Consider the following 20,126-nt stretch of genomic DNA (forward strand, 5'->3'; position numbering starts at 1 on the left):
CTCCTTATTGATTGATGCAGTTGGCCACGCGATCAAAATACGAGCAGGCGGCAATATGCTCCGTTATGCGTCGCTGTCCCTTGACGGTATCGACGTCCCACAGCTCGTAGGCACGCGCCTCGACCAGCGCAACGTCGACGCGACCTTTGAGAATCGAGCCCCCGCCGTCCTTGCCCTCAAGACACATAAGTGCATCGAACAGTTCCGCCGGAAAGAGCACCGGGCTCGAAGGCTCACCGTTGCACGCAAGACGCACCGGATGTTTGCGGCCACGCTCGTCAAATGCACGAACCATAGCCTCAAAAGAATCCGAACTCACGAGCGGCTGGTCGCCCGGCAAAAAGAGGCATCCTTTCCAGTCGCGTTCGACTCCCCACGAAAGGCCCGCACGGACACTTTCGCTGCGCAGCTCGCCATCGTTCAGCACGCACGGGCAATGCTTGTCCTCGCAAATCTGAGCGACCTCGGGCCAACGCGTCGAAACCACGACGTCAAAGCCCCGGGGAACCGAATCGATGGTCCGAGCAATCAGCGGCTCGCCATAGATATCGGCAAGCATCTTGTTGGAGCCAAACCGCTTGCCCTCGCCCGAAGCCATAATGACGCATCCAAGTTTCATGGTGATACCTCCCCTGAAACCATCGTACCCATAACTCGCGCCGCGGGCATCCACATCGAAAGCGCTTATCCCACACGCCCGCGATGCAAAAAAGGGGCACCCCGCCGGTTGGCAGAGCGCCCCCTTTACATGGCTTACCTCAACCCGGCTTTAGGCCTGGAGCCAACGGGCGGTGTTGCGCTCGTCGAGGGCCTTGAGGGTAGCGGCGGGATCGGCAACCTTCTGCAGGAACATCATGGCTGCGATGGCGTACGGCTTGTAGCTGGCCTCCTTGTACATGCCCACGCGGTGCATGTCGAAGACGTCGGCGTTAACCTCGCCGTGCTCGCAGGAGACACCGGAGATGTCGGCGGGCAGCGGGTGCATAAAGATGGTGTCCTGGCCGTTGGCGGTCTTCTCCATGAGCTCGGTCGTGGAGCACCAGTCCTGATGGGTGGCGTTCTGGGCGAGCAGCTCCTTCTCGAGCGCTGCGATGCCGGCGTCGTCGCCCTCGGCGTACAGGTTGGTGCGCTTCTCCATGGCGGCAAACGGAGCCCAGCTCTTGGGGATCACGATGTCGGCGCCCTCGAAGGCCTCGGCCATGGTGTTGACCTGCTTAAAGGTGGTGCCGGACTCGGCGGCATAGCTCTTGGCGCGCTCGACGACCTCGGGCATGAGGTCGTAGCCCTCGGGGTGAGCCAGGGTGACGTCCATGCCAAAGCGGGGCAGCAGGCTGATCAGCGACTGCGGGCAGGACAACGGCTTGCCGTAAGAGGGCGAATAGGCCCAGGTGACGGCAACCTTCTTGCCCTTGAGGTTCTCGAGGCCGCCAAACTCGTTGATGAGGTAGAGCATGTCGGCAGAGGACTGCGTGGGGTGGTCGGAATCGGACTGCAGGGAGATGAGCGTAGGACGGTGATCCAGAACGCCGTCCTCGTAGGCCTGCTGCACGGACTCGGAGACCTCGGCCATGTAGGCATCGCCCTTGCCGATGTACATGTCATCGCGGATGCCGATGACTTCGGCCATGAAGGAGATCATGGTAGCGGTCTCGCGGACGGTCTCGCCGTGGGCGATCTGGGACTTCTTCTCGTCCAGGTCCTGTAGCTCAAGGCCGAGCAGGTTGGCGGCCTTAGAGAAAGAGAAGCGCGTACGGGTGGAGTTGTCGCGGAACAGGGAGACGGCCAGGCCCGAGTCGAAGATCTTGGACGAAACGTTGTTCTCACGCAGCTCGCGCAGGGCGTCGGCGACGATGTAGAGCGCCTTGAGCTCGTCGGTGGTCTTGTCCCAAGTGTGCAGGAAGTCGCTACCGTACATACCCTTAAAGTCGAGACCGTTCAGCTGCTCGACGAGCTCGGTAAACTTAGCGTCCATGGAAATGTCCTTTCTAAAGATGAAACGATCGCAATGAGTAGATGTGCTCCGGCATGCGCGTGTGGCAGAACATGCAGAGCACCATGACGAGGACCCGCCACCGTTGAGGAAGCATGGGAGATAACGACCGCGGGCCCCAAGTCAACAGGGGGTGCCGGGGACACGAGCGGCCCCCGGCTCAACAAAATCGAGGAATGGGACTAATCGATCTTGTTGTTGGTCAGACCGGCGCGGAACACGGTGGCGTCGCCATCGGCCTGGCTCGGATCGTAGAGGTTCAGGGCAGCCACGTACATGGCGGCAGCGGTGACCAGGTCGTCCTTGTAGGTGACCTCGTTGGGAGCGTGAGCCTGAGACTCGGCACCCGGGCCAAAGCCCACGCAGGGGATGCCGTAGCGGCCCTGGATGGAAACGCAGTTCGTGGAGAAGGTCCACTTGTCGCACAGCGGACGACCGGTGCGCTTGTCCATGCTGGGCTCGCAGCCGATGCGCTCGTCACCAAACATGGCCTTGTGGGCGTCGACGAGGGCCTTGACGTGCGGAGCGGTCTCCTTGTTGATCCACGTGGGGAAGTAAGCCTCGGTCTCGTAGACCTCGCCGGTCCAGGACGGACGGTCGTACATGTACATGGAGACCTTCACGTCGTCGCCGTACTTCTTGGCGGCCGGCAGGTTGCGGATCTCGTCCAGGCAGGACTCCCAGGTCTCGCCGGCGGTCATGCGACGGTCGATGGAGATGGCGCAGGAGTCAGCGACAGCGCAGCGGCTGGGGCTGGTGTAGAAGATCTGGCTGACGGTGCAGGTGCCGCGGCCCAGGAAGCGGGCATCCTCGAAGTGCTCGGGATTGTACTTGGGGTCGAGCATCTTGACGAGACCCTTGATGTCGGTCGACTCGTCGCAGCCGTTGTTGTTGAGGGCGCGGACGTCGGCGATGATGTCGGCCATCTTGTAGATGGCGTTGTCGCCGCGGTCGGGAGCGGAGCCGTGGCAGGAGGTACCGTGAACGTCGACGCGGATCTCCATACGGCCGCGGTGACCGCGATAGATGCCGCCGTCGGTGGGCTCGGTGGAAATGACGAACTCGGGCTTAATGCCGTCCTTGTTGTAGATGTACTGCCAGCACATGCCGTCGCAGTCCTCTTCCTGGACGGTGCCGACGACCATGATCTTGTAGCCCTCGGGGATGAGGCCCATGTCCTTCATCATCTTGGCAGCGTAGGTAGCAGAAGCCATGCCACCCTCCTGGTCGGAGCCGCCGCGGCCGTAGATGATCTCGTCGGTCTCGTAGCCCTCGTAGGGATCGGCATCCCAGTTCTCGATGTTGCCGATGCCGACGGTGTCGATGTGAGAGTCGATGGCGATGATCTTGTCGCCCTCGCCCATAAAGCCCATGACATTGCCCAGGCCGTCGACCTTGACCTCGTCATAACCAAGGCTCTCCATCTCGGCCTTGATGCAGGCAACAACCTCACCCTCCTCGCAGGACTCAGAGGGGTGGCTAATCATTGCGCGAAGAAAACGCGTCATATCAGCACGATGAGACTCCGCAGCAGCCTTGATAGCGTCGAAATCGAGTTCTTTAGCCATTGTTCATAACCTTTCAAACGAAGGAATCTACCTGTGAGGTGGCGGAGCGATACCTATTTACTCCGCCCCAACGATTAGCAAGTGGGATATTCGCCTTCCCAAACAATGCGGCGATACTGGTCGGGATCGGTGTCGCCCTCGGTGGAGAAGCAGAGCACGGAGCTCGTCTTGTCCAGGCCGATGAGTTCCTTGAGCTCGGCGTACTCGGGATCGAGCATGAGGGTCTCGACCAGGCCGGTGGTCACAGCGCCGGACTCGCCGGAGATGACGCGCGGGTCGCCCTTCTCGGGAGCGCCCAGGGTGCGCATGCCGCGAGCGGTGACCCAGTCGGGGCAGGACACGAAGGCGGTGGCATGGTTGCGCAGGATATCCCAGCCCAGGATGTTGGGCTCGCCGCAGCACAGACCGGCCATGATGGAGGGCATGTCACCGTCCACGATGCGCGGATCGCCGTCGCCAGCGGCAGCGCCCTTGTACAGGCAGGCGGCAGGCGCGCACTCAACCACGACGAAGGTGGGCGGGTTATCGGGATACAGGTTGGTGAAGTAGCCCACCACGGCGCCGGCGAGCGAACCCACGCCAGCCTGGACAAACACGTGGGTCGGGCGGTTGATGGCCATCTCGCGCAGCTGCTCGGCAGCCTCGGAAGCCATGGTGCCGTAGCCCTCCATGATCCAGGACGGGATCTTCTCGTAGCCCTCCCAGGCGGTGTCCTGAACGATGACGCCACGCTCGCAGGCGTCAGCCTCGGCGGCAGCCATGCGCACGCACTCGTCGTAGTTGACCTCTTCGATGGTCACCGTGGCGCCCTCGGCGGCGATGTTATCGAAGCGGGGCTTGGTGGAACCCTTGGGCATGTGCACGACGGCCTTCTGGCCCAGCTTGTTGGCAGCCCATGCCACGCCGCGGCCATGGTTGCCGTCGGTAGCGGTAAAGAATGTAGCCTGGCCAAAGTCCTCGGCCAGCTGATCGGAGGTCAGGTAATCGAAGGTGCAGTCGGCAACGTCCTTGCCGGTCTCGTCGGCAATGTAGTTGGCCATGGCAAACGAGCCGCCCAGAACCTTAAAGGCGTTGAGGCCAAAGCGATAGCTCTCGTCCTTAACGCACAGGTTGGACAGGCCTAGGCGCGCGGCCTGACCGTCCAGGCGGGCAAGCGGAGTGACGGTATATTGGGGGAACGACTGGTGGAAGGCGCGGGCCTTCTTCACGTGGTCGAGGCTCATGATTCCCAAGTGCTTGTCATCGCTCTTGGGCATCGTGTTGCCCGCCCACTGGATCTTATCGGCCATACGGTGAACTCCTTAAGTCCTCTCTTGCCGGCCCCCGCATACGCGTTTCAGCCCGATCCCATTCACACGACTGAACTTTTATGTGGATGCCAAACAAAAAGTTTGTTAGTAATGTTCTATCACACTTTTTGATTGGTATATCTAACGAATTGTTTGTTGCCGTAATCGGTACTTTTTCGCCGCCGAACGGTCATGAATTGCCTTGTTGATGGATTTGTTTGCGGTCATGTGTGGTTTATGGCACAGTGAGCCCAAACTAATTTTTAGGAAGGTACCCATGACCCCCGCACAGATTGAGTTTTACAAGCGCCTCGCACACGGTCTGGCGCTCCAATTTGGCCCCAACTGCGAAATCGTCGTCCACGATCTGGAGACCGAGGACGTGGACCACTCCATCGTAGTGATCGAAAACGGCCACGTCAGCGGGCGCAAACTGGGTGACGGCCCCAGCCATATCGTGTTTGAGTCCATGCACGAGGGCGCCACCGATGTACACGACCGCGAGCCGTACCTCACTAAAACCACCGACGGTAAGCTGCTCAAATCTTCGACGATCTTTATCCGCAACGACGAGGGCAAGCCCGTCGGCATTTTGGGCATCAACTTTGACATTACGCTCATGAAGGCTTTTGAGCGCTCACTCGATGCCTTTACCGGCACCGGCGGCACGGGCTATACCGAGCCCGAGCCCATTACCAAGAACATCGGCGACCTGCTCGAGGACCTGCTGCACGAGTGCGAGCAGTTTGTGGGCAAGCCCGCGGCGCTCATGACCAAAGACGAGCGCATTCGTGCCATTGGCTACCTCGACCGTCGCGGCGCCTTCCTCATTTCCAAGTCGAGCGAGCGCGCCTGCGAGTTCTTTGGCATCTCCAAGTACAGCTTCTATAGCTACCTCAATGAGGCCAAGGCGGCGGCCGGCGACAAGTAGGCACTCGCCTGGATTGCCCCTCCCCTTTTGGGCGCGAGTTCTGGAAAGCACGAATCCAAGACCGAGCCGCTTGGGAAGTTCCATATAATCGATGTCATTAGTATTTCGAAAGGATGGGACAGAATGGCGTTGAGCAAGGCATCATGCACCGGTCGCGGATTGATTCCGGCAATTGGTGGACATGTGCACCGCATGTTCGATGAGGGTGAAGACGACCTGTTTTCGCTGAGCCTTGACGACGTGATGGATGATCGCCCGTGGACCGCCGACGAACTCATGGGCGGCGGGGCTCGCCCGTCAAACCCCAATCCCGCGCTTGCGCCTAAGCCCGCATCTGCGCCGACTCCTGCGCAGTCGCCTGTTTCGGCGCCCGCGCCTACGCCCGCACCCACTTCGGCGCCCACGCCCGCTCCCCGCCCCGCAAGCGACCCGTCCGAGACGGCGGCATTTCTCGCTGCAGCGACGCAGGGCAAATCGGCCGACAGCACCGTTATGTATAACGCCCAGCAGTTGCCCGTTCCTGCGGCGCGCAAGCCTCCGGTCGCAAGGCTCGATGAGCCCGTTGCCCATCAAGTTGCCTACGATTCCTGGGCTGCAGCCGATCTGGATGAGACCTCTACCGGCATGCCGGCGCTCGATGTTCCAGTTAACCCGTTTTTTGCCGCCGACACGAGCGCCGCGGGCTATGAGGGCGGTGCGACATATTCCGATTATTCCGATGGCCATGCTGGCACCGGTCGCATCGAGACCGAGAATTATGGCACCGCATCGAGCGATTATCTCAACGATCCGTACGCCGCCACGCCTGCACCGGAATATGACCCGGAGGCCGCATCCGCGCCGGCGTATACCAAAAGCACGGGCGAAGAGCGCTTCGCCGATTATTACGTCGAGGAAAAGGCGCTGCGTTTCTCGGAATTTCCGCAGGCAGTCAAGGTTGCCTTTATCGCCATTATCATTGCCCTGCTCGGTGTCATTGCGTTTGAGGGATTCCAGCTGTTCCGCGGCCCCACCCAAGCGGAGTCGGAGACCCAGCAAAGAGAAGACGATAACCAGTACCTGGACATCAACACCCTCAAGGGCGACCCCAACGACGGGGACGATGAGTAGCGAGAGCTGAAGGCAGCCGCAGGATCCCGCATCCAGCACCGGCTTCTAAGTGCTGTTTTGTCATCCAGCTACACTTTTCCGAAGTTTTAAGGTGCCCATTTCGACACTTTTCTGGATTTTATACTCTGTCCCTCCAGATGCGCTTTGCGGTGCAGGCGTTGGAAGAAGGGCCATGTGCCGCTGGCGGCCCACATGTTCTGCAGATCAAGCTGCTCGGAGACGACTCGCGCGAGCCGTCCAGCTGGAAGCTCTTTGCCGACGGCGCGTGCGTTGCGGACGGATCCGGCGCCTTTGCCCGCGAGTGCTTCTGCGAGGGCGCCCAGGTGTTTCTGGACCTGTGCCGCGACGCCGTACGCGCGACCGAGCTGTACCAGTGGAGCCAGAGGGAGTACGAGCTGCTGAGTGCGGCCCGCAGGATCGTAAGGGTGTAGACGGGCGGACGAGCCATCGACGATTTTGAGCTGGCAAGGGCCGGGAACTAGATTCCCGGCCTTCAACCTAGCACTGCTTTATAAGATCGAGTACCGCGGGAATGTCATCAGCATTCCGAAGGGCAACATAGGTTGGTAGGCCCGGGCCAAATCCACCCTGCGTGCGTTTGTCCTGGCATATGTCCTCTGGATCCGTTAGATCATCCACACTCTTTGCCAGACCGACGGCAATCCAACCACCGTTGCTGGTCCTGCCTTCTAGCACGGCATGCAGTTTTCGCTTGCCCGACCTGAAGCCCACATAGTACTTGGCTATATAGGACTCCCACGAAGGGTTACCACTCAGAACGGACTCGCGTACCTCATCGAAAAGTTTCTGGTTGAGTCCGCCTTCAGCAAAAGTGGGGTGATTCTCCTGCAGAGTCCAGACAGGAGCCTCGTCAGACTCCCCGCGAGAAGGACGGTACTTGTCGACGACATCTGCCGAAAGGTCGGGGTATTTCCATATCTCACATGCCTCTTTCGCCAGCTCGTCCGCGCGCTGCCCAATCTCCGCCTCGCCCCATTTTTCATGCGAGGCGATCGACTTGTTCAGGTGGAGCGGACTGCACTTAAGCCCCACGCCAGGAAGATTGAGCTTGTCCGAGAACGACCGGTTTGAGTACTCCTGGTTGTAGCCCGTCAGCGTTAGATTTCCCAAGTTATTGCACAGCCTGTCGTGGATGTCTTCCCAGTTCTCGCCAAGCGATTCCTTCCAGCCGTGCTCATCATCAATCGTCTGGGGCATGACGTGCTCGATCTGGTAATCGTCAGCCGAGATGGACTCCTTCGGGTGGTGCCAGTTCTCCATGCGCTCCAGGTAATAGCGCTTTTTGGAGAAGCGGTTGTAGCAGTCACGCGTCTTAAACTCCTCGACAAAATGCTCGTCTGTCGGGAAGTACGCAGTCATACCGCTACCGTGGATAAGGAGCATCGCCGTAACGTACTCCTCTATATCGTCCTGTTGCTCAAGATTGCGATACATGCCGGCAAAGAAATTATTTAGACCCGTGGTAAGCCTGCCGCAAACCGCCCGCCTGAACAGGAACGACTCGATGGTCTCGCAGATACGGAGAAACGCATTGCGGTTCAACATATTTCCCTCGTAAACTGAGTAAAGCAGCATCAAAAGAGGCCTAATCTGCTTCACATCAAGGCTAACGATTCTGCTGAACACTCGGCGCAGTCCGTCGTCCTTCTCCTTACCAAGGAACAGACTGGCGTATCTATGTGCATACCCGCGCAGCTCCTTAAGCAGGCCCTCGGTGTCACCATCGTAGTCGTCGGCGAAATAGCGCTTAAACTCGTAGTAGGCCTCGTTCTCCTTCGGCATCCTATTGGGAACTTTAAGCCACAGCCAGTACCAGATAAATGCATTGAACTCGTCCTCGCCGCCTTTTCCGAACAAGCACTCGAGTGGATGCCAATAACCCTCATAAAGCTTGGTCTGTTCGTCGTTGGGAAGCGACATTAGAACGTAGTTACGGATGAGGTCAATGGGCGTGAGCGGCTTGCCCTTGGAGTTCATGGACTCAAATATGAGCTGGGCATTATCAACGCCAGCGGTGAGCTTAGTGTCGATGACCTGCACGCGGTTTAGCCCCGCCCAAAGCCTTGCAGGGTCGAATGATTTCCCGTGCATCTTTTCACGGAAGAACGCATGGTTCTCGACAATGCGATCCGATTTTTCATCTGGCACGGGAGCCCCAGACACGATGGAGAACAGCGTCTCTTTATCGTCCTGCGAGAGCACCAGCTTGTAGCGTGCCAGACCGTTGTAGTCGTCATCGTTAAAGAGGTAATTTTTCCTCAGCGCCGAGATTTTGAGGTCGCCAAGGAAGCCAGCCTTGTCGGGGTTGCTCTCCAAATAGTCAGCCAAAGCTGCAATCATCAACGAAAACGTCGTCATGCGCTGCTGTCCGTCAATCAGAAGCACGCGCGAAATGCTCGTGGCAGAGCTCTCGGACTCGGGGATATAAAGCATTGACCCCACGAAGTGCGATACGCCATCACGACCCGCTCGCATGACGTCATCCCAAAGCACCTCGCACTCTTTTACACTCCACGAGTAAACTCGCTGGTACACGGGAATGACGAACTGCATCTTCGCCACGCCCATAAGGTCGAGTAGATTTGCCTCGGTTGCTTTCATTTGCGATTGTCCCCTTTTTCCAACATCAATCTCAGGAATCCTACTTGAATTTCTCAACCAGCAGCTGCCCGATGGCGCTCATCATGGCGCGATACTTCTCACTGTCCTCAAAGAGGCTGGTAAAGGAGTCCGTGTTCTCCACATAGGCGCGGCGAGCCTCCTCATCGAACACCTTGGGCAGCAGGCTTGATTCGAAGACCTGTCTGCCGTCGCGACGGATGGTGTCGGCGACCTGCGGGTTTTCGGCGATACGCTTCCACAGCGTGTCGATAACCACACGATCACCCTCGGTGAAGTTGCCAGCCCACTGCTCGTTGAACTTATCCACGAGCACCTGCAGCGGGTCGCGCTTCTTAACGGGCGTCACGGTCTTGGCCGCGCCACCGGGATCGAGCACGCCGCCGCCAGGCTCAAGCGAAATGCTGCCCTCGAACTCCTGCTTGAGCTTGTAGAAGCGCATCTCGACCTTGTCGTCCACAGCCTCGACGGGGATCTTCTCGACCTTGAGGAGGTGGCGCAGATAGCTTAAATACACGTATTCCTTATGCAGGTCTCGGTCAAACATGCGCACGATCTGGGTGATGTAGGTGTACCACTTGCAGAAGCTACGCACCTTGCGACGAACCTGATAGCGTTCATCGTCGTTCAACTCGTTATAACGCGCGACCGCCGGCTTCAAAACGGCCGCGAGCTTACCCTGCACGTTGCTCTGCGATTTACCCTTGCCATCGGTGAAGACTATCTCGGCAGCGGCCTCAATGTCAGACTCGTCATAGAGCCCGTAACCGCGAATATCGGTCTGCACCTGATAGAGGAGGTCGGTGTTAATCTGCTCGGAAAGCGACGTCTCGGTGTAGAAGCGTTCGAAAGCCTTCTGGATGTCCTCGGGCTTGTTCACGAAGTCGAGGATGTAGGTGTCCTCCTTGTCCGGGTGGATGCGGTTGACGCGGCAGAGCGTCTGGACGGCCTTCACGTCCTTGAGCTTCTTGTCCACCACCAGCGTGTGCAGCAGCGGCTCGTCAAAGCCCGTCTGGTACTTCTCGGCAACAACAAGCACGTCCCCATAGTTGTGGAACTCGGCCTTCGTTTGGCTCTCGGCGACGCGTTGTCCATCGTGGCCGACGTTGATGACCGGCTCGGTGTACTCGGGACCGTCGGGGCCGTCAGCCGGGTCGCTAATGGCGCCCGAGAACGCCACCAGCACCTCGATATCATCGTAGCCCTTCTTCTGCATGTAGCGCTTGATCTCGTGGTAGTAGCGAACCGTCGCGAGGCGCGAGGCCGTGACCACCATCATCTTGCCCTTGCCGCGGATTTTGGTGCGTGTCACATTGCGGAATGTCTCCACGATGATCTCGGCTTTCTGGCCGAGGGCATAGGGGTGCAGCTCCTTATACTTGCGGAGCAGCTTGAGCGTGGGGCTGCTCGGTACGTCGGGATTGTCGGGGACCGTGCGTGCGAGCTCGACGGCCTCCGAATAACTCACGTAGTTGGCGAGGGGGTCCATAATGAAGCCCTCCTCTATCGCCTGGCGCATCGAGTAGACGTGGAACGGGTGGAAGGACCCGTCAGGCCACTCATCGCCGAAAATCTCGAGCGTCTGTTCCTTTGGCGTGGCGGTAAAGGCAACGAAGGTCAGGTTCTTGTGACGGCCGTGGCTCGCGAGCTCGTCGGCGAGCTGGTCCTCCCAATCGGCTGCGGCGTCCTCGGCTTCCGCCTCGATCTCAGCGTACTCCTCGAGCGCGTCGCGCTTGTCGGCAAGGGCGCTCTTGAGCTTGAGCGCGCTCGTTCCCGTCTGGGACGAATGTGCCTCGTCGACGATGATGGCGAAGCGCTTACCCTTGCTCTCGACCTGCTCGTAGATCACGGGGAACTTCTGAAGGGTCGAGACGATGAGACGAGCGCCGCCGTTGATGGCGTCCCGCAGGTCGGCCGAGGTCTTGTCCTTGCCGATGGTCACGACCGAGCCGATGGCGTGATCGAAGCCCGAGATGGTCTCCTGCAGCTGGCTGTCGAGCACTCGGCGGTCGGTGACGACGACCACGGAGTCGAACAGCGGGGTGTCATCCACAAAGAGGGATGCAAGGCGATAGGCCGTCCAGGCGATGCTGTTCGACTTGCCCGACCCCGCCGAATGCTGCACGAGGTAGTTCTTGCCCGTCCCGTTCGCGCGCACGTCGGCGATGACCTTACGCACGGAGTCGAGCTGGTGGTAACGGGGGAAGATGATGCGCTCCTTCTTGCGCTTCACCTCGTTGCCGCGCGTATCGAGCTCTGTCTCTTCCTTGACCTCCAGGTGGAGGAACTTGTTGACGATATCGAGCAGGCTGTCCTTCTGCAGGGCGACCTCCCACAAGTGGCTCGTGGCATAACCGTCGGGATTTGCGGGGTTGCCGGCGCCGCCGTCGTTTCCCGCCCCGGCGGAGCCCTGGTTGAACGGCAGGAAGAAGGTCTTCGCGCCCTCCAGCTTGGTGGTCATGTAGACATTTTCGAGATCGACGGCGAAAAAGGCCACCATGCGCGTGTTGAACTTGAGACAGCGACACCTCGGGTCGCGGTCCTCGCGCCACTGGCGCATGGCATTCTCAACGTCTTGGCCGGTGAACTGGTCCTTGAGCTCTATGCCCACCAGGGGGATGCCGTTCACGTCCAGGACCATGTCGATGGTCTGGTTGCCCGTCTCGGCGAAGTGGAACTGGCGGATGCAGCGGCAGACGTTCTTGGCATAGCGGTCGGCGGCGCTTTCGTTAAGCCCGCTCTCCGGCTTGAAGAATACGACCTTGAAAGGAATTCCTCGGTGCTTGAAGCCGTGTTTGAGCACCGCGACCATACCCAGGCGGTCGACGGCGTCGTTGAAGACCTTGGCGAACTTCGCCGTGGAATCGGAGTTGCACATGCGCTCGAAGCGATCCCACGCCTTGGGCTGCGTCGTCTGGATGAAGTTGACCAGGGTGGCGGCGTCGAGCGCACGGTCACGATGCTCCATGTAGCCGCCGCCGACCATCTGATAGGTGCCGTCCTCGACGTAGAGGAGCGAATGCCTGTCGTCGCACTTGAAGAAACCGCCCTCAGGCGAGCAGAGAAACGACTCGATGTCCTCTTCGAGGTTCTTTTCCTTTGTCTGCGCAGGCATGCTTAAACCTCCCTTTTACCAGTAACGACTTCGTAAATGAGCGATTGCTTGTACGCCTTGAGGTCGGCGATGATGGCTTGCTTTGCGGCGATAGCCGCGTCGATTTGGACGCATTTCTCATCCAAGAAACCAGCAATGCGAAGTTGTTCATCGAGGGACGGAACGGCAAGCGGTATCTCTTTAATCTGCGATGTGTTAACCCTATCGCGGGTCGTACCGTGTAGGTTGCTTCGGAGATAGTCAAGGACGACATTCGAAGACAGCGCATATTGAACGTACCGATTGACACATACCCCGCTCTTCAAGCGCAGGCCCACACAATCCGCTTTATTAACAGCAAATTGGACTTCTTTAGGAAGAGAAGCAACCTGGACTTCCTTTGCAACGAAAGTCGCCATGATCAAATCGGTTGGCATTACGGTATGGCGGGCGATGGTTTCGTACTTTTCTTGCGACACATAAGACCGCTTCGAGTCATCGAAGCTCATATACCTGAGATTTTCGAGCCTTACAACCCTAATGCCCTCATCGATATAATCGGCGCTCTTCAAATGGGAGCCAAACGGGCCATCAAATACCCTTGAGCACAAGTGACGAAGGCGCACCTCTTTTCCACCCGCACGCCGAACGGCCTCGGTAACGAGCCCCTTTTTTTAAACGACATATTCTTGAACGGACCGCTCGGCAGCGGAGACGGCGCGGTCAATCTCGGCGCACTTCTCGTCCAGGAAGTCCGCGATGTGGCGCTGCTCGTGGAGGGGAGGAACCGGAAGAAGAATCTTCTTCATGTCGTTCCATCCGGTTGTCCAAAGATCGGCGACTATCCCATGGCCCCATGAATAAAACTCATCTGACCATTGGGAGCTGTCGAACAAGTAGCCGAAATAGCGCGATTCGATCTCTCCGCGCGGAACGCAAATAGTGTTGATAAGCGAAACCGATCCGTCCTGAGAAGCAAAACCGCAGGAATTGCGACGATCCGAACGGCTGTTGATAGCAAAGTCACCCTTGCAGACCAACTTACGATTCGCATGGTCATCGCTCTTTGCGACATGAGACAGCTGAGGCACTACTCCGCCCTTGGTCACAGACAGAGGAGCGTAATCTTCGTCTGATACCTTTTCGCTTCTCAACGAAAAGAAGCCGCCAAGCCTATCGAAGCCCCATTCCGCGGGCACCTCGCCAAGCCACTCGACGCCGCTGTCCTTCATCTCCCGCATCGCTAACGCACCTCTCCGAAGAGGGCCTCGAGGCTCTCCTCGAGCGTCTTCTCGTGCTCGAGGATGCGCTTGGCGATCTCGTCAGCTGGCTCCAGCTCGGCGTACTTGTAGAACACGCGCGTGAACGGGACGGTGTAGCCCACCTTGGTCTTCTTCTTGTCCACCCAGGCGTACTTGTTGTACGGGCGTACCTCGCGCTCGATATAGGCGTCAATGTCCTGAGTGAGCGGGATGTCCTCGGTGTCCTCCTTGGCCTTGTCCGCCTGCATTTTCCCGCGTTTGTTAAGGACGGGTTCTCCGTCCTCGTCGACGACGGGGCTCTCCACGGCAACGCGGTTGAAGCCAAACTCGACCGTCTCCATCAGGCGCGCCTCGACGGAGACCTCTAGTCCGTTGGACCCGGCGCCCGTCCAAGTGCCGTCGCGATACTCGGAGTACGCCTAGACGATAAGGTCGCGGCAGGACTTGGTGATGTCGTTCTTCTTGTCGCCAATGCCCTTGCGGCGCTTCTCGAAGCACCGGGAGGCGTCGATGAGCAGCACGTGGTCGCGATGCTCCGGTGCCTTCGCCTTGCTGAAGAGCCAAACGTAGGTGGCGATGCCGGTGTTGTAGAACGAGTCGCAGGGCAGCTGCACGATCGCGTCGAGCCAGTCGTTCTCCAACACGTATCGGCGGATGCTGTCCTCGCCGCTGCCGGGCTTGCCCTTGTAGAGCGGACTCGCGTCCTGGACAATCGCCATCACGCCGTCGTCCTTGAGCTTAGACAGGCCGTTGAGCACGAAGAGCATCTGACCATCGCCCTTGGCGGGAAGCTTCTCAACGGGGAAGCGTCCACCGCCGGCAGTCTTGAATTCCTTCTCCACCGAGGGGGCCTGAGGATTCCACGGGTCACCGAAGGGTGGATTGGAAATGCAGTAGTCGAACTTGAAGCCATCGAACTTATCGGCGGAGAGGGTATCTCCGAAGCGCATGTTGGCGTCGTCCTCGCCACGAATTAGCGCACTCGCCTTCGCGATGCCGAAAGTGAAGGGATTGAACTCCTGACCGTAGCAGGTTACACGGGCCTCGGCGTCGAGCTGGCGCAGGCGCTCCTCGGTGCAGCCGAGCATCTGCGAGGTTCCCATGGTCTGGTCGTAGACGGTCTTCGTGATGCGGTCGCCGTCGAAGACGTGCGGGTCTGCCTGAATGAGCAGGTCGGTCATGAGGTACACGATGTCGCGGCTCGTGAAGTGAGCGCCGGCGTCCTCGTCGTAGGACTCGGAGAAGCGCTGAATGAGGTTCTCGAAGATGTAGCCCATGTCCACAGCTTTGATCTTGTCGGGCGACATGTCGGCCTGCGGCTTGCAGAAGTCGCAGACGACCTGGTAGAGCAGCGGGGCGTCTGGGTCGGAGAGGCGTTCGATCTGGTCGGCGAACTTCATGCGTGCCAAGATGTCCTGCACGTTGTCTGAGAACCCGTTGATGTAGTCCTTGAAGTTGTCCTCGATGTTCTCCGGGTCGGCCTTGAGCGTCTCGAAGGTGAACTTAGAGGTGTTGTAGAAGGGGTAGCCGGAGGCATCGCGCAAAAAGCCGTCCTTCACGGAAAAGGCTTTGTATTTCTCAGCTGCGGCGAGAACGGCATCGTGCGTGGGCTCAAGGCAGTCGTGGAAGCGTTTGATAACGGTCATAGGAAGGATGACCAGGCCGTACTCATGAGGCTTGTAGGGGCCACGCAGGGTATCGGCGGCACTCCAAATGAGAGATGCCTTCTCTTGAATATTGGCGCCAACGGCCTTGATAAGATCGTCGCTATCCGCCACTGCTATTTCTCCTTCTTGGTCAGATATTCGATGAGGCTCATCTTTACCAGCGAGGTAAAGCTGATGCCAGAAAGCGCAGCGGCGTCCTTCGCCGCATCACGCATGTTTTTAGGTATGCGGATGGTCACGGCAACGTTCTCGCCATCCACAAGAAAGCTCTTGAGCTCGCTTGTCTTGGCCTCTCCGTCGACAAGCTCGGCGTATTTCATTGGCAACCCCCGCGATTGCATGATGCAATACAAATGTGCTTCTGATTCTAGCAAAGGAACAGAAGCCAATGACCATCTGACGCAGATAGAAGGGGAAGTCGAGAGTCAACGTTCTGCCCATTCGCGATGCCATGGAATCTTAGGTCCCGTAGGCTTGTCAGCCATTCGGTTAAACCTATAGATATGAATTTAGGCCCGGTGACTTGAATCAGCGGTCATCCCGAGCCCATCAATATGCAGTGTACCTACAGAGGGCTGGTTAATCAAACGGGCTTTCGGTGACGAAGACCTGCGCGTCTATCCCCAATCGCCCAGCGTCGTCTTCTGCCGCCCTTACGAAAGGCTGCTATTCGAGGGAATCACGTTGCTGTTATTATCGAACATATATTCGTATTTATGACCGCGCTTTGATAGAATGGCAGTTGTTGACGGCAGTTCCATGTGCCGGGCAGCGCCCTCCATGCGACGGGAGGTGATGCCCATGACCGATCTGATTGATTTCGTGAAGCTCCTGATCTTTGGTCTCGCTCCTCACGGCGCTTATCGGACTTTCCGAGGCACTTAAGCAGCGTACGAAGCAAAAGAAGAGGGGTCGACGCCGTTAAGGCATTGACCCCTTGAACTAAGTAACGGCGCTGCCCAGCTATCACCCTTGGGCTGCCGTCGGCTTTATTCTACCCACGGTTGCCAGGTTTAACAAATGAATTTTCAGTAATGGAGCCTCGGAGCCCGCTCGCTCAACCACCTGGCCATCGGATTAGCCGAATTCTGGGACACGCCTTCCGTCCCAGGCCTCTACCGGAAAATGCGTCCCACCCTGAGGCTCGATTCCGGGATGCAGTTTCCGCCAGAGATGCCACCGGGAAAGCGTATCCCGTTTTGGAGCCAAATTCCGGGTCGTAGTTTCCGCCTGAGGGCCGATCCGGAAACGGCATCCCATTCTGAAGCCGAAATCTGGAACGCACTTTCCGCCAAAAGTCGCAAAAGGAAAGCACATCCCATTCCCGGCATCAAATCAGGACGCGCTTCATTATCCCCGCCCACACATCTCGGCAAACGAGATCAGCTTGACGTCTCCCCTACTCTCCGCGGCATCCCGACATCCCTGCGTAAAGCCGCTTTTTGAGAAAAGCGCATAGCTTTTTCGTTGCCGTCTAAAGAGCTCGCTTCGGTGCACGAGCTTTTGCAGCACGTCTTCGCCCACCGGTTCATTGCGCCATTTGCACTCCGCAAACAGCGCAACGCCCTCGCCATCGTCAACAATCAAGTCGATTTCTTCCTGCGTATGCGTGCGATTATCCGTCCCCCACCAGCGCCCGACACTCGCCGGAACCACATCGAGCTGGCCCGCGCGCGCGAGTTCGTACACGTATTGTCTGCATATAATCTCAAAGACCGTACCCATGTAATCCGATACGTGCGGCTCAATGCGCTCATACGCCATCGCGGCCATATCGTTTTGAATCAGCCCGATGTTCTGCGGCACAAACTTGTACCAGAACCTAAACATCTGATCGCTCAGCAGATACACGGCTCGCTTATTGCTCGTCTCGTTTAGGGGCAGCTCGCGCTCGACAATCCCAAGCGACGCCAGCTTATCCACATAGCTCTTTACGTTGCTCGCAGGGATTCCCGTAGAGCTCGCAATCTCCGAGATCTTCGAGCGCCCCTGGGCAATTGCCTGCACGATCGCATCATATTGCTCGGGATTGCGGCACTCTTGCAACAGCAGGTTACTCGGCTCCTCAAAGAGATAGCCCGTAGGAGTAAGGAAAAGACGTTTGATGTTGTCCTTGAGCGATACGGCAGGATCGACTTTCTCGATATATGCAGGAATGCCGCCCGTCATGCCATAGCAAACCGCAGCGTCTTCGCGACCCATGCTATGCCACAGGCCGAGGGTCGTCATAAAATCGAGCGGCATGATCTTAAACTGGGCCGTACGCCTACCGTATAGTGGGCTCTCGTAGCCCAACACCTGTTCCTCCATAAACGAAAGAGACGAGCCGCATAGAATCAGCATGAGCCTAGTCTCTTTGTACAAGTGATCAATCTTGTCTTGCAGCAACGAACTGATCTCGGGATTCGATTGGGCGAGATAGGGATACTCGTCAATCACGACAATCAAACGTTCCGTGCGAGCCATGGTGGCCAATGCATCGAACGCCTCGTCAAAACTACGAAACGACACGCCTGCAGCACCAACCGAACCCGCAAGTATCGCCTGGCTAAAGCCGTGCAGGTTTGCCTCTGCATTGGTACGACGAGCTTGAAAGTAAATAGCCTTCTTGTCTTGGATGAATTCTGTGATAAGACGCGTTTTGCCCACACGACGACGGCCGTAAATCACAGGCATCTCAAAGGAGCCCGTGCCATACAGTCGATTGAGCTCGGACATTTCCACTGTTCTTCCGATAAACATAGGGCCATCCTTCCTTTACGTTATAGCTAGCTATATTATACCTTCCTATAATATAGCTAGCTATAACGTAATTCGACAAGCGGTGCACGCACAAGGGGCGGCACCCCCACCGCACGTGGACCGCTCCGGAAAATGCATCCCGTTCTGGAGCCAGAAACTGGGCCGTAGTTTCCGCCAAGCACGTCATCCGGAAAGTGCGTCCCGTTCTGAGCCTGAATTCTGGGATGCACTTTCCGCTGAAGCTTCTACCGGAAAATGCATCCCATTCCGAGCGCTCATTCCGGGTCACAGTTTCCGCAGGTACAAGGCGACAGTCCGCCGCCCTTATCACATGCCTTCAAATATGCGATCCAGAAACACACAACAGCAGATAGAATGCTCTTTTTCAAAAAGTACACGTCCCGAAACTTACCAAGACTTCATATCCAGCTACCGTTCACGGTCGCCGATTACCGCCCACCGATTCAAACAAGAAATATGTCGCCAAAAGCAGGTCATCTACCTGCATGGTTAGATTTTGGTCAGCTTTTGGTCAGCTGAGCGGCAAGTTCCAGCTGATACGTTTTTGCTACCCAAAAGGAGGCGGTAGCTCATGACCCATTGCAATGACCAGCTCATCGACCAACTGCTCACTCAAGCCGAACAAGAAGGGCGCTGTCTGATTCCCCCGAGCACGGCGATCCGAAAAGCGCTCCTTCGGCGCACCGACAGCGCGGTCGTCTCCCCCATGCCGGGACTGTTCGCGCGCAGAATGCGCTGGGATGAGCTCAACCGGGCGCAGCGTCATTGCGAGATTATTCGCGCCCTTGCGATCATCCACCCTGATTGGACGTTCTGCTCGTTTTCGGCCGCCTGCCTGCTGGGGCTCGAGGTCTCGTGGCGACACCTGAATGTCGTGCATGTCTGCAGTGCCACCAAGCCGTCGGCTCGCCCGGGCGCGCATATTCAGCGGCATCAGATCGAGCCGGTCGGAGCAATCCGTCTGTCCGGCATATCGGTAACGCCGCCCATCCAAACGGCCACAGATTGCCTGCTGCAAACTGGTTTTGCCGACGGCATGTCCATTGCCGATTCGGCGATCTCAAAGCTCGGCCTTGCGCCGGAACAGCTGATGGAGGCCGTTGAGCAACGAGCGACTGCCCGCAATGGTCGCGCGATTCGTACCGCCCTCACAACGCTTCGGTATGCCGACGCCCGCGCCGAGAGCGGCGGGGAATCGGTCGCCCGAGCCGTCATGATCGAGACGGGCTTTGCGCCCGACTGGCTTCAATACGAGCTGACGGACCCCTTCGATTCGGCCAAGCCCATACGAACGGACTTTGCCTGGGAGCGCCAGGCGCGGGAACTCACGCTGGGCGAGCTCGACGGGCTCATCAAATATACCGACCAGACCATGCTGGCCGGACACACCACCGCCGAGGCGCTCGTTGCCGAACGACAGCGCGAGGCGCACCTATCGCTCTACGGCCACCCTCTGCTGCGCTTTACCATGAACGAGGTCCGCTCGGCAGGAATGCTCGCCAAAAAGCTGCAGACGGCAGGCATCCGGCAGACCGCGCTGCCGACATGGCTCAACGATATTGAGCTGTAGGGGCTGCTAAGTTTATGCCCGCCTGTCCACCAAACTGGGACACACTTTCCGGTTGGCAGCACCCGCGGAAACCGTGTCCCAGATTGAGCGCTCAAAACGGGATGCGCTTTCCAGATGGTATGCCTAGCGGAAACCGTGTCCCGGAATCAGGTCTCGGAACGGGTCGTGCTTTCCGGTTGAGTCCTTCAGCGGAAACCGCATCCCGGAATAAACACTCAAACTGGGATGCGCTTTCCAAACGA

16 protein-coding genes are annotated in these 20,126 nt (G+C 58.2%); 4 read left to right on the forward strand and 12 right to left on the reverse strand.

Annotated elements, in window-relative coordinates; all coding sequences use genetic code 11:
• Positions 1-4 precede the first annotated feature (4 nt).
• The 4 genes from AAAX72_RS01390 to dpaL form a co-directional block, all read right to left on the reverse strand.
• Positions 5-619, reverse strand: a complete 615-nt coding sequence (locus tag AAAX72_RS01390; protein WP_152067670.1) for a nucleotidyltransferase family protein — start codon at positions 617-619, stop codon at positions 5-7.
• A 150-nt stretch (positions 620-769) separates the two neighbouring features.
• Positions 770-1,972, reverse strand: coding sequence for a knotted carbamoyltransferase YgeW (ygeW, locus tag AAAX72_RS01395; RefSeq protein ID WP_349128700.1), 1,203 nt, complete (start codon positions 1,970-1,972; stop codon positions 770-772).
• 200 nt (positions 1,973-2,172) lie between these two features.
• Positions 2,173-3,558, reverse strand: a complete 1,386-nt coding sequence (locus tag AAAX72_RS01400) for a YgeY family selenium metabolism-linked hydrolase (RefSeq protein ID WP_055252228.1) — start codon at positions 3,556-3,558, stop codon at positions 2,173-2,175.
• 74 nt (positions 3,559-3,632) lie between these two features.
• Positions 3,633-4,847 carry a diaminopropionate ammonia-lyase gene (gene dpaL / locus AAAX72_RS01405; RefSeq protein WP_217750831.1) on the reverse strand — a complete coding sequence of 405 codons (1,215 nt, stop codon included), beginning with the start codon at positions 4,845-4,847 and terminating at the stop codon, positions 3,633-3,635.
• A gap of 277 nt (positions 4,848-5,124) precedes the next feature.
• Here dpaL and AAAX72_RS01410 point away from each other — a divergent pair, with 277 nt between their 5' ends.
• The 3 genes from AAAX72_RS01410 to AAAX72_RS01420 all read left to right on the forward strand — a co-directional run bounded on the left by AAAX72_RS01410 (position 5,125) and on the right by AAAX72_RS01420 (position 7,319).
• Complete coding sequence (locus AAAX72_RS01410; RefSeq protein WP_349091912.1) at positions 5,125-5,778, forward strand: helix-turn-helix transcriptional regulator; 654 nt, start codon at positions 5,125-5,127, stop codon at positions 5,776-5,778.
• A 123-nt stretch (positions 5,779-5,901) separates the two neighbouring features.
• Positions 5,902-6,888, forward strand: a complete 987-nt coding sequence (locus AAAX72_RS01415) for a hypothetical protein (protein ID WP_349128702.1) — start codon at positions 5,902-5,904, stop codon at positions 6,886-6,888.
• Between the two features lie 149 nt (positions 6,889-7,037).
• Entirely contained in the window at positions 7,038-7,319 is a 282-nt protein-coding gene (locus tag AAAX72_RS01420; protein WP_349128704.1) for a hypothetical protein, read from the forward strand.
• A 67-nt stretch (positions 7,320-7,386) separates the two neighbouring features.
• On the opposite strand, the gene AAAX72_RS01425 is transcribed toward AAAX72_RS01420, so the two are convergent.
• The 8 genes from AAAX72_RS01425 to AAAX72_RS01460 form a co-directional block, all read right to left on the reverse strand.
• A complete protein-coding gene (locus tag AAAX72_RS01425; protein ID WP_349128706.1) occupies positions 7,387-9,510 on the reverse strand; it encodes a DUF262 and DUF1524 domain-containing protein in 2,124 nt (707 codons plus the stop codon).
• A gap of 40 nt (positions 9,511-9,550) precedes the next feature.
• A complete protein-coding gene (locus AAAX72_RS01430) occupies positions 9,551-12,643 on the reverse strand; it encodes a DEAD/DEAH box helicase family protein (protein ID WP_349128707.1) in 3,093 nt (1,030 codons plus the stop codon).
• 2 nt (positions 12,644-12,645) lie between these two features.
• Positions 12,646-13,101 (reverse strand): restriction endonuclease subunit S, encoded by a 456-nt coding sequence (locus AAAX72_RS01435; protein WP_349128709.1) that lies wholly within the window; start codon positions 13,099-13,101, stop codon positions 12,646-12,648.
• Positions 13,102-13,296: 195 nt separating this feature from the next.
• Positions 13,297-13,863, reverse strand: a complete 567-nt coding sequence (locus tag AAAX72_RS01440; RefSeq protein WP_349128710.1) for a hypothetical protein — start codon at positions 13,861-13,863, stop codon at positions 13,297-13,299.
• Between the two features lie 2 nt (positions 13,864-13,865).
• Complete coding sequence (locus tag AAAX72_RS01445; RefSeq protein WP_349128712.1) at positions 13,866-14,225, reverse strand: hypothetical protein; 360 nt, start codon at positions 14,223-14,225, stop codon at positions 13,866-13,868.
• A gap of 78 nt (positions 14,226-14,303) precedes the next feature.
• The gene (locus AAAX72_RS01450) at positions 14,304-15,662 is read right to left on the reverse strand and encodes a class I SAM-dependent DNA methyltransferase (RefSeq protein WP_349128713.1); all 1,359 of its coding nucleotides are present in this window, start codon (positions 15,660-15,662) and stop codon (positions 14,304-14,306) included.
• 2 nt (positions 15,663-15,664) lie between these two features.
• Complete coding sequence (locus AAAX72_RS01455) at positions 15,665-15,871, reverse strand: hypothetical protein (RefSeq protein ID WP_117773406.1); 207 nt, start codon at positions 15,869-15,871, stop codon at positions 15,665-15,667.
• Between the two features lie 1,030 nt (positions 15,872-16,901).
• Positions 16,902-18,293, reverse strand: coding sequence for an ATP-binding protein (locus AAAX72_RS01460; RefSeq protein ID WP_349128714.1), 1,392 nt, complete (start codon positions 18,291-18,293; stop codon positions 16,902-16,904).
• Positions 18,294-18,885: 592 nt separating this feature from the next.
• Here AAAX72_RS01460 and AAAX72_RS01465 point away from each other — a divergent pair.
• On the forward strand, positions 18,886-19,884 hold the full coding sequence (locus AAAX72_RS01465) for a hypothetical protein (protein ID WP_349128716.1): 999 nt from the start codon (positions 18,886-18,888) through the stop codon (positions 19,882-19,884).
• Positions 19,885-20,126 lie beyond the last annotated feature (242 nt).

Source organism: Collinsella sp. CLA-ER-H8 (genome assembly GCF_040092335.1).
Lineage (GTDB): Bacteria > Actinomycetota > Coriobacteriia > Coriobacteriales > Coriobacteriaceae > Collinsella.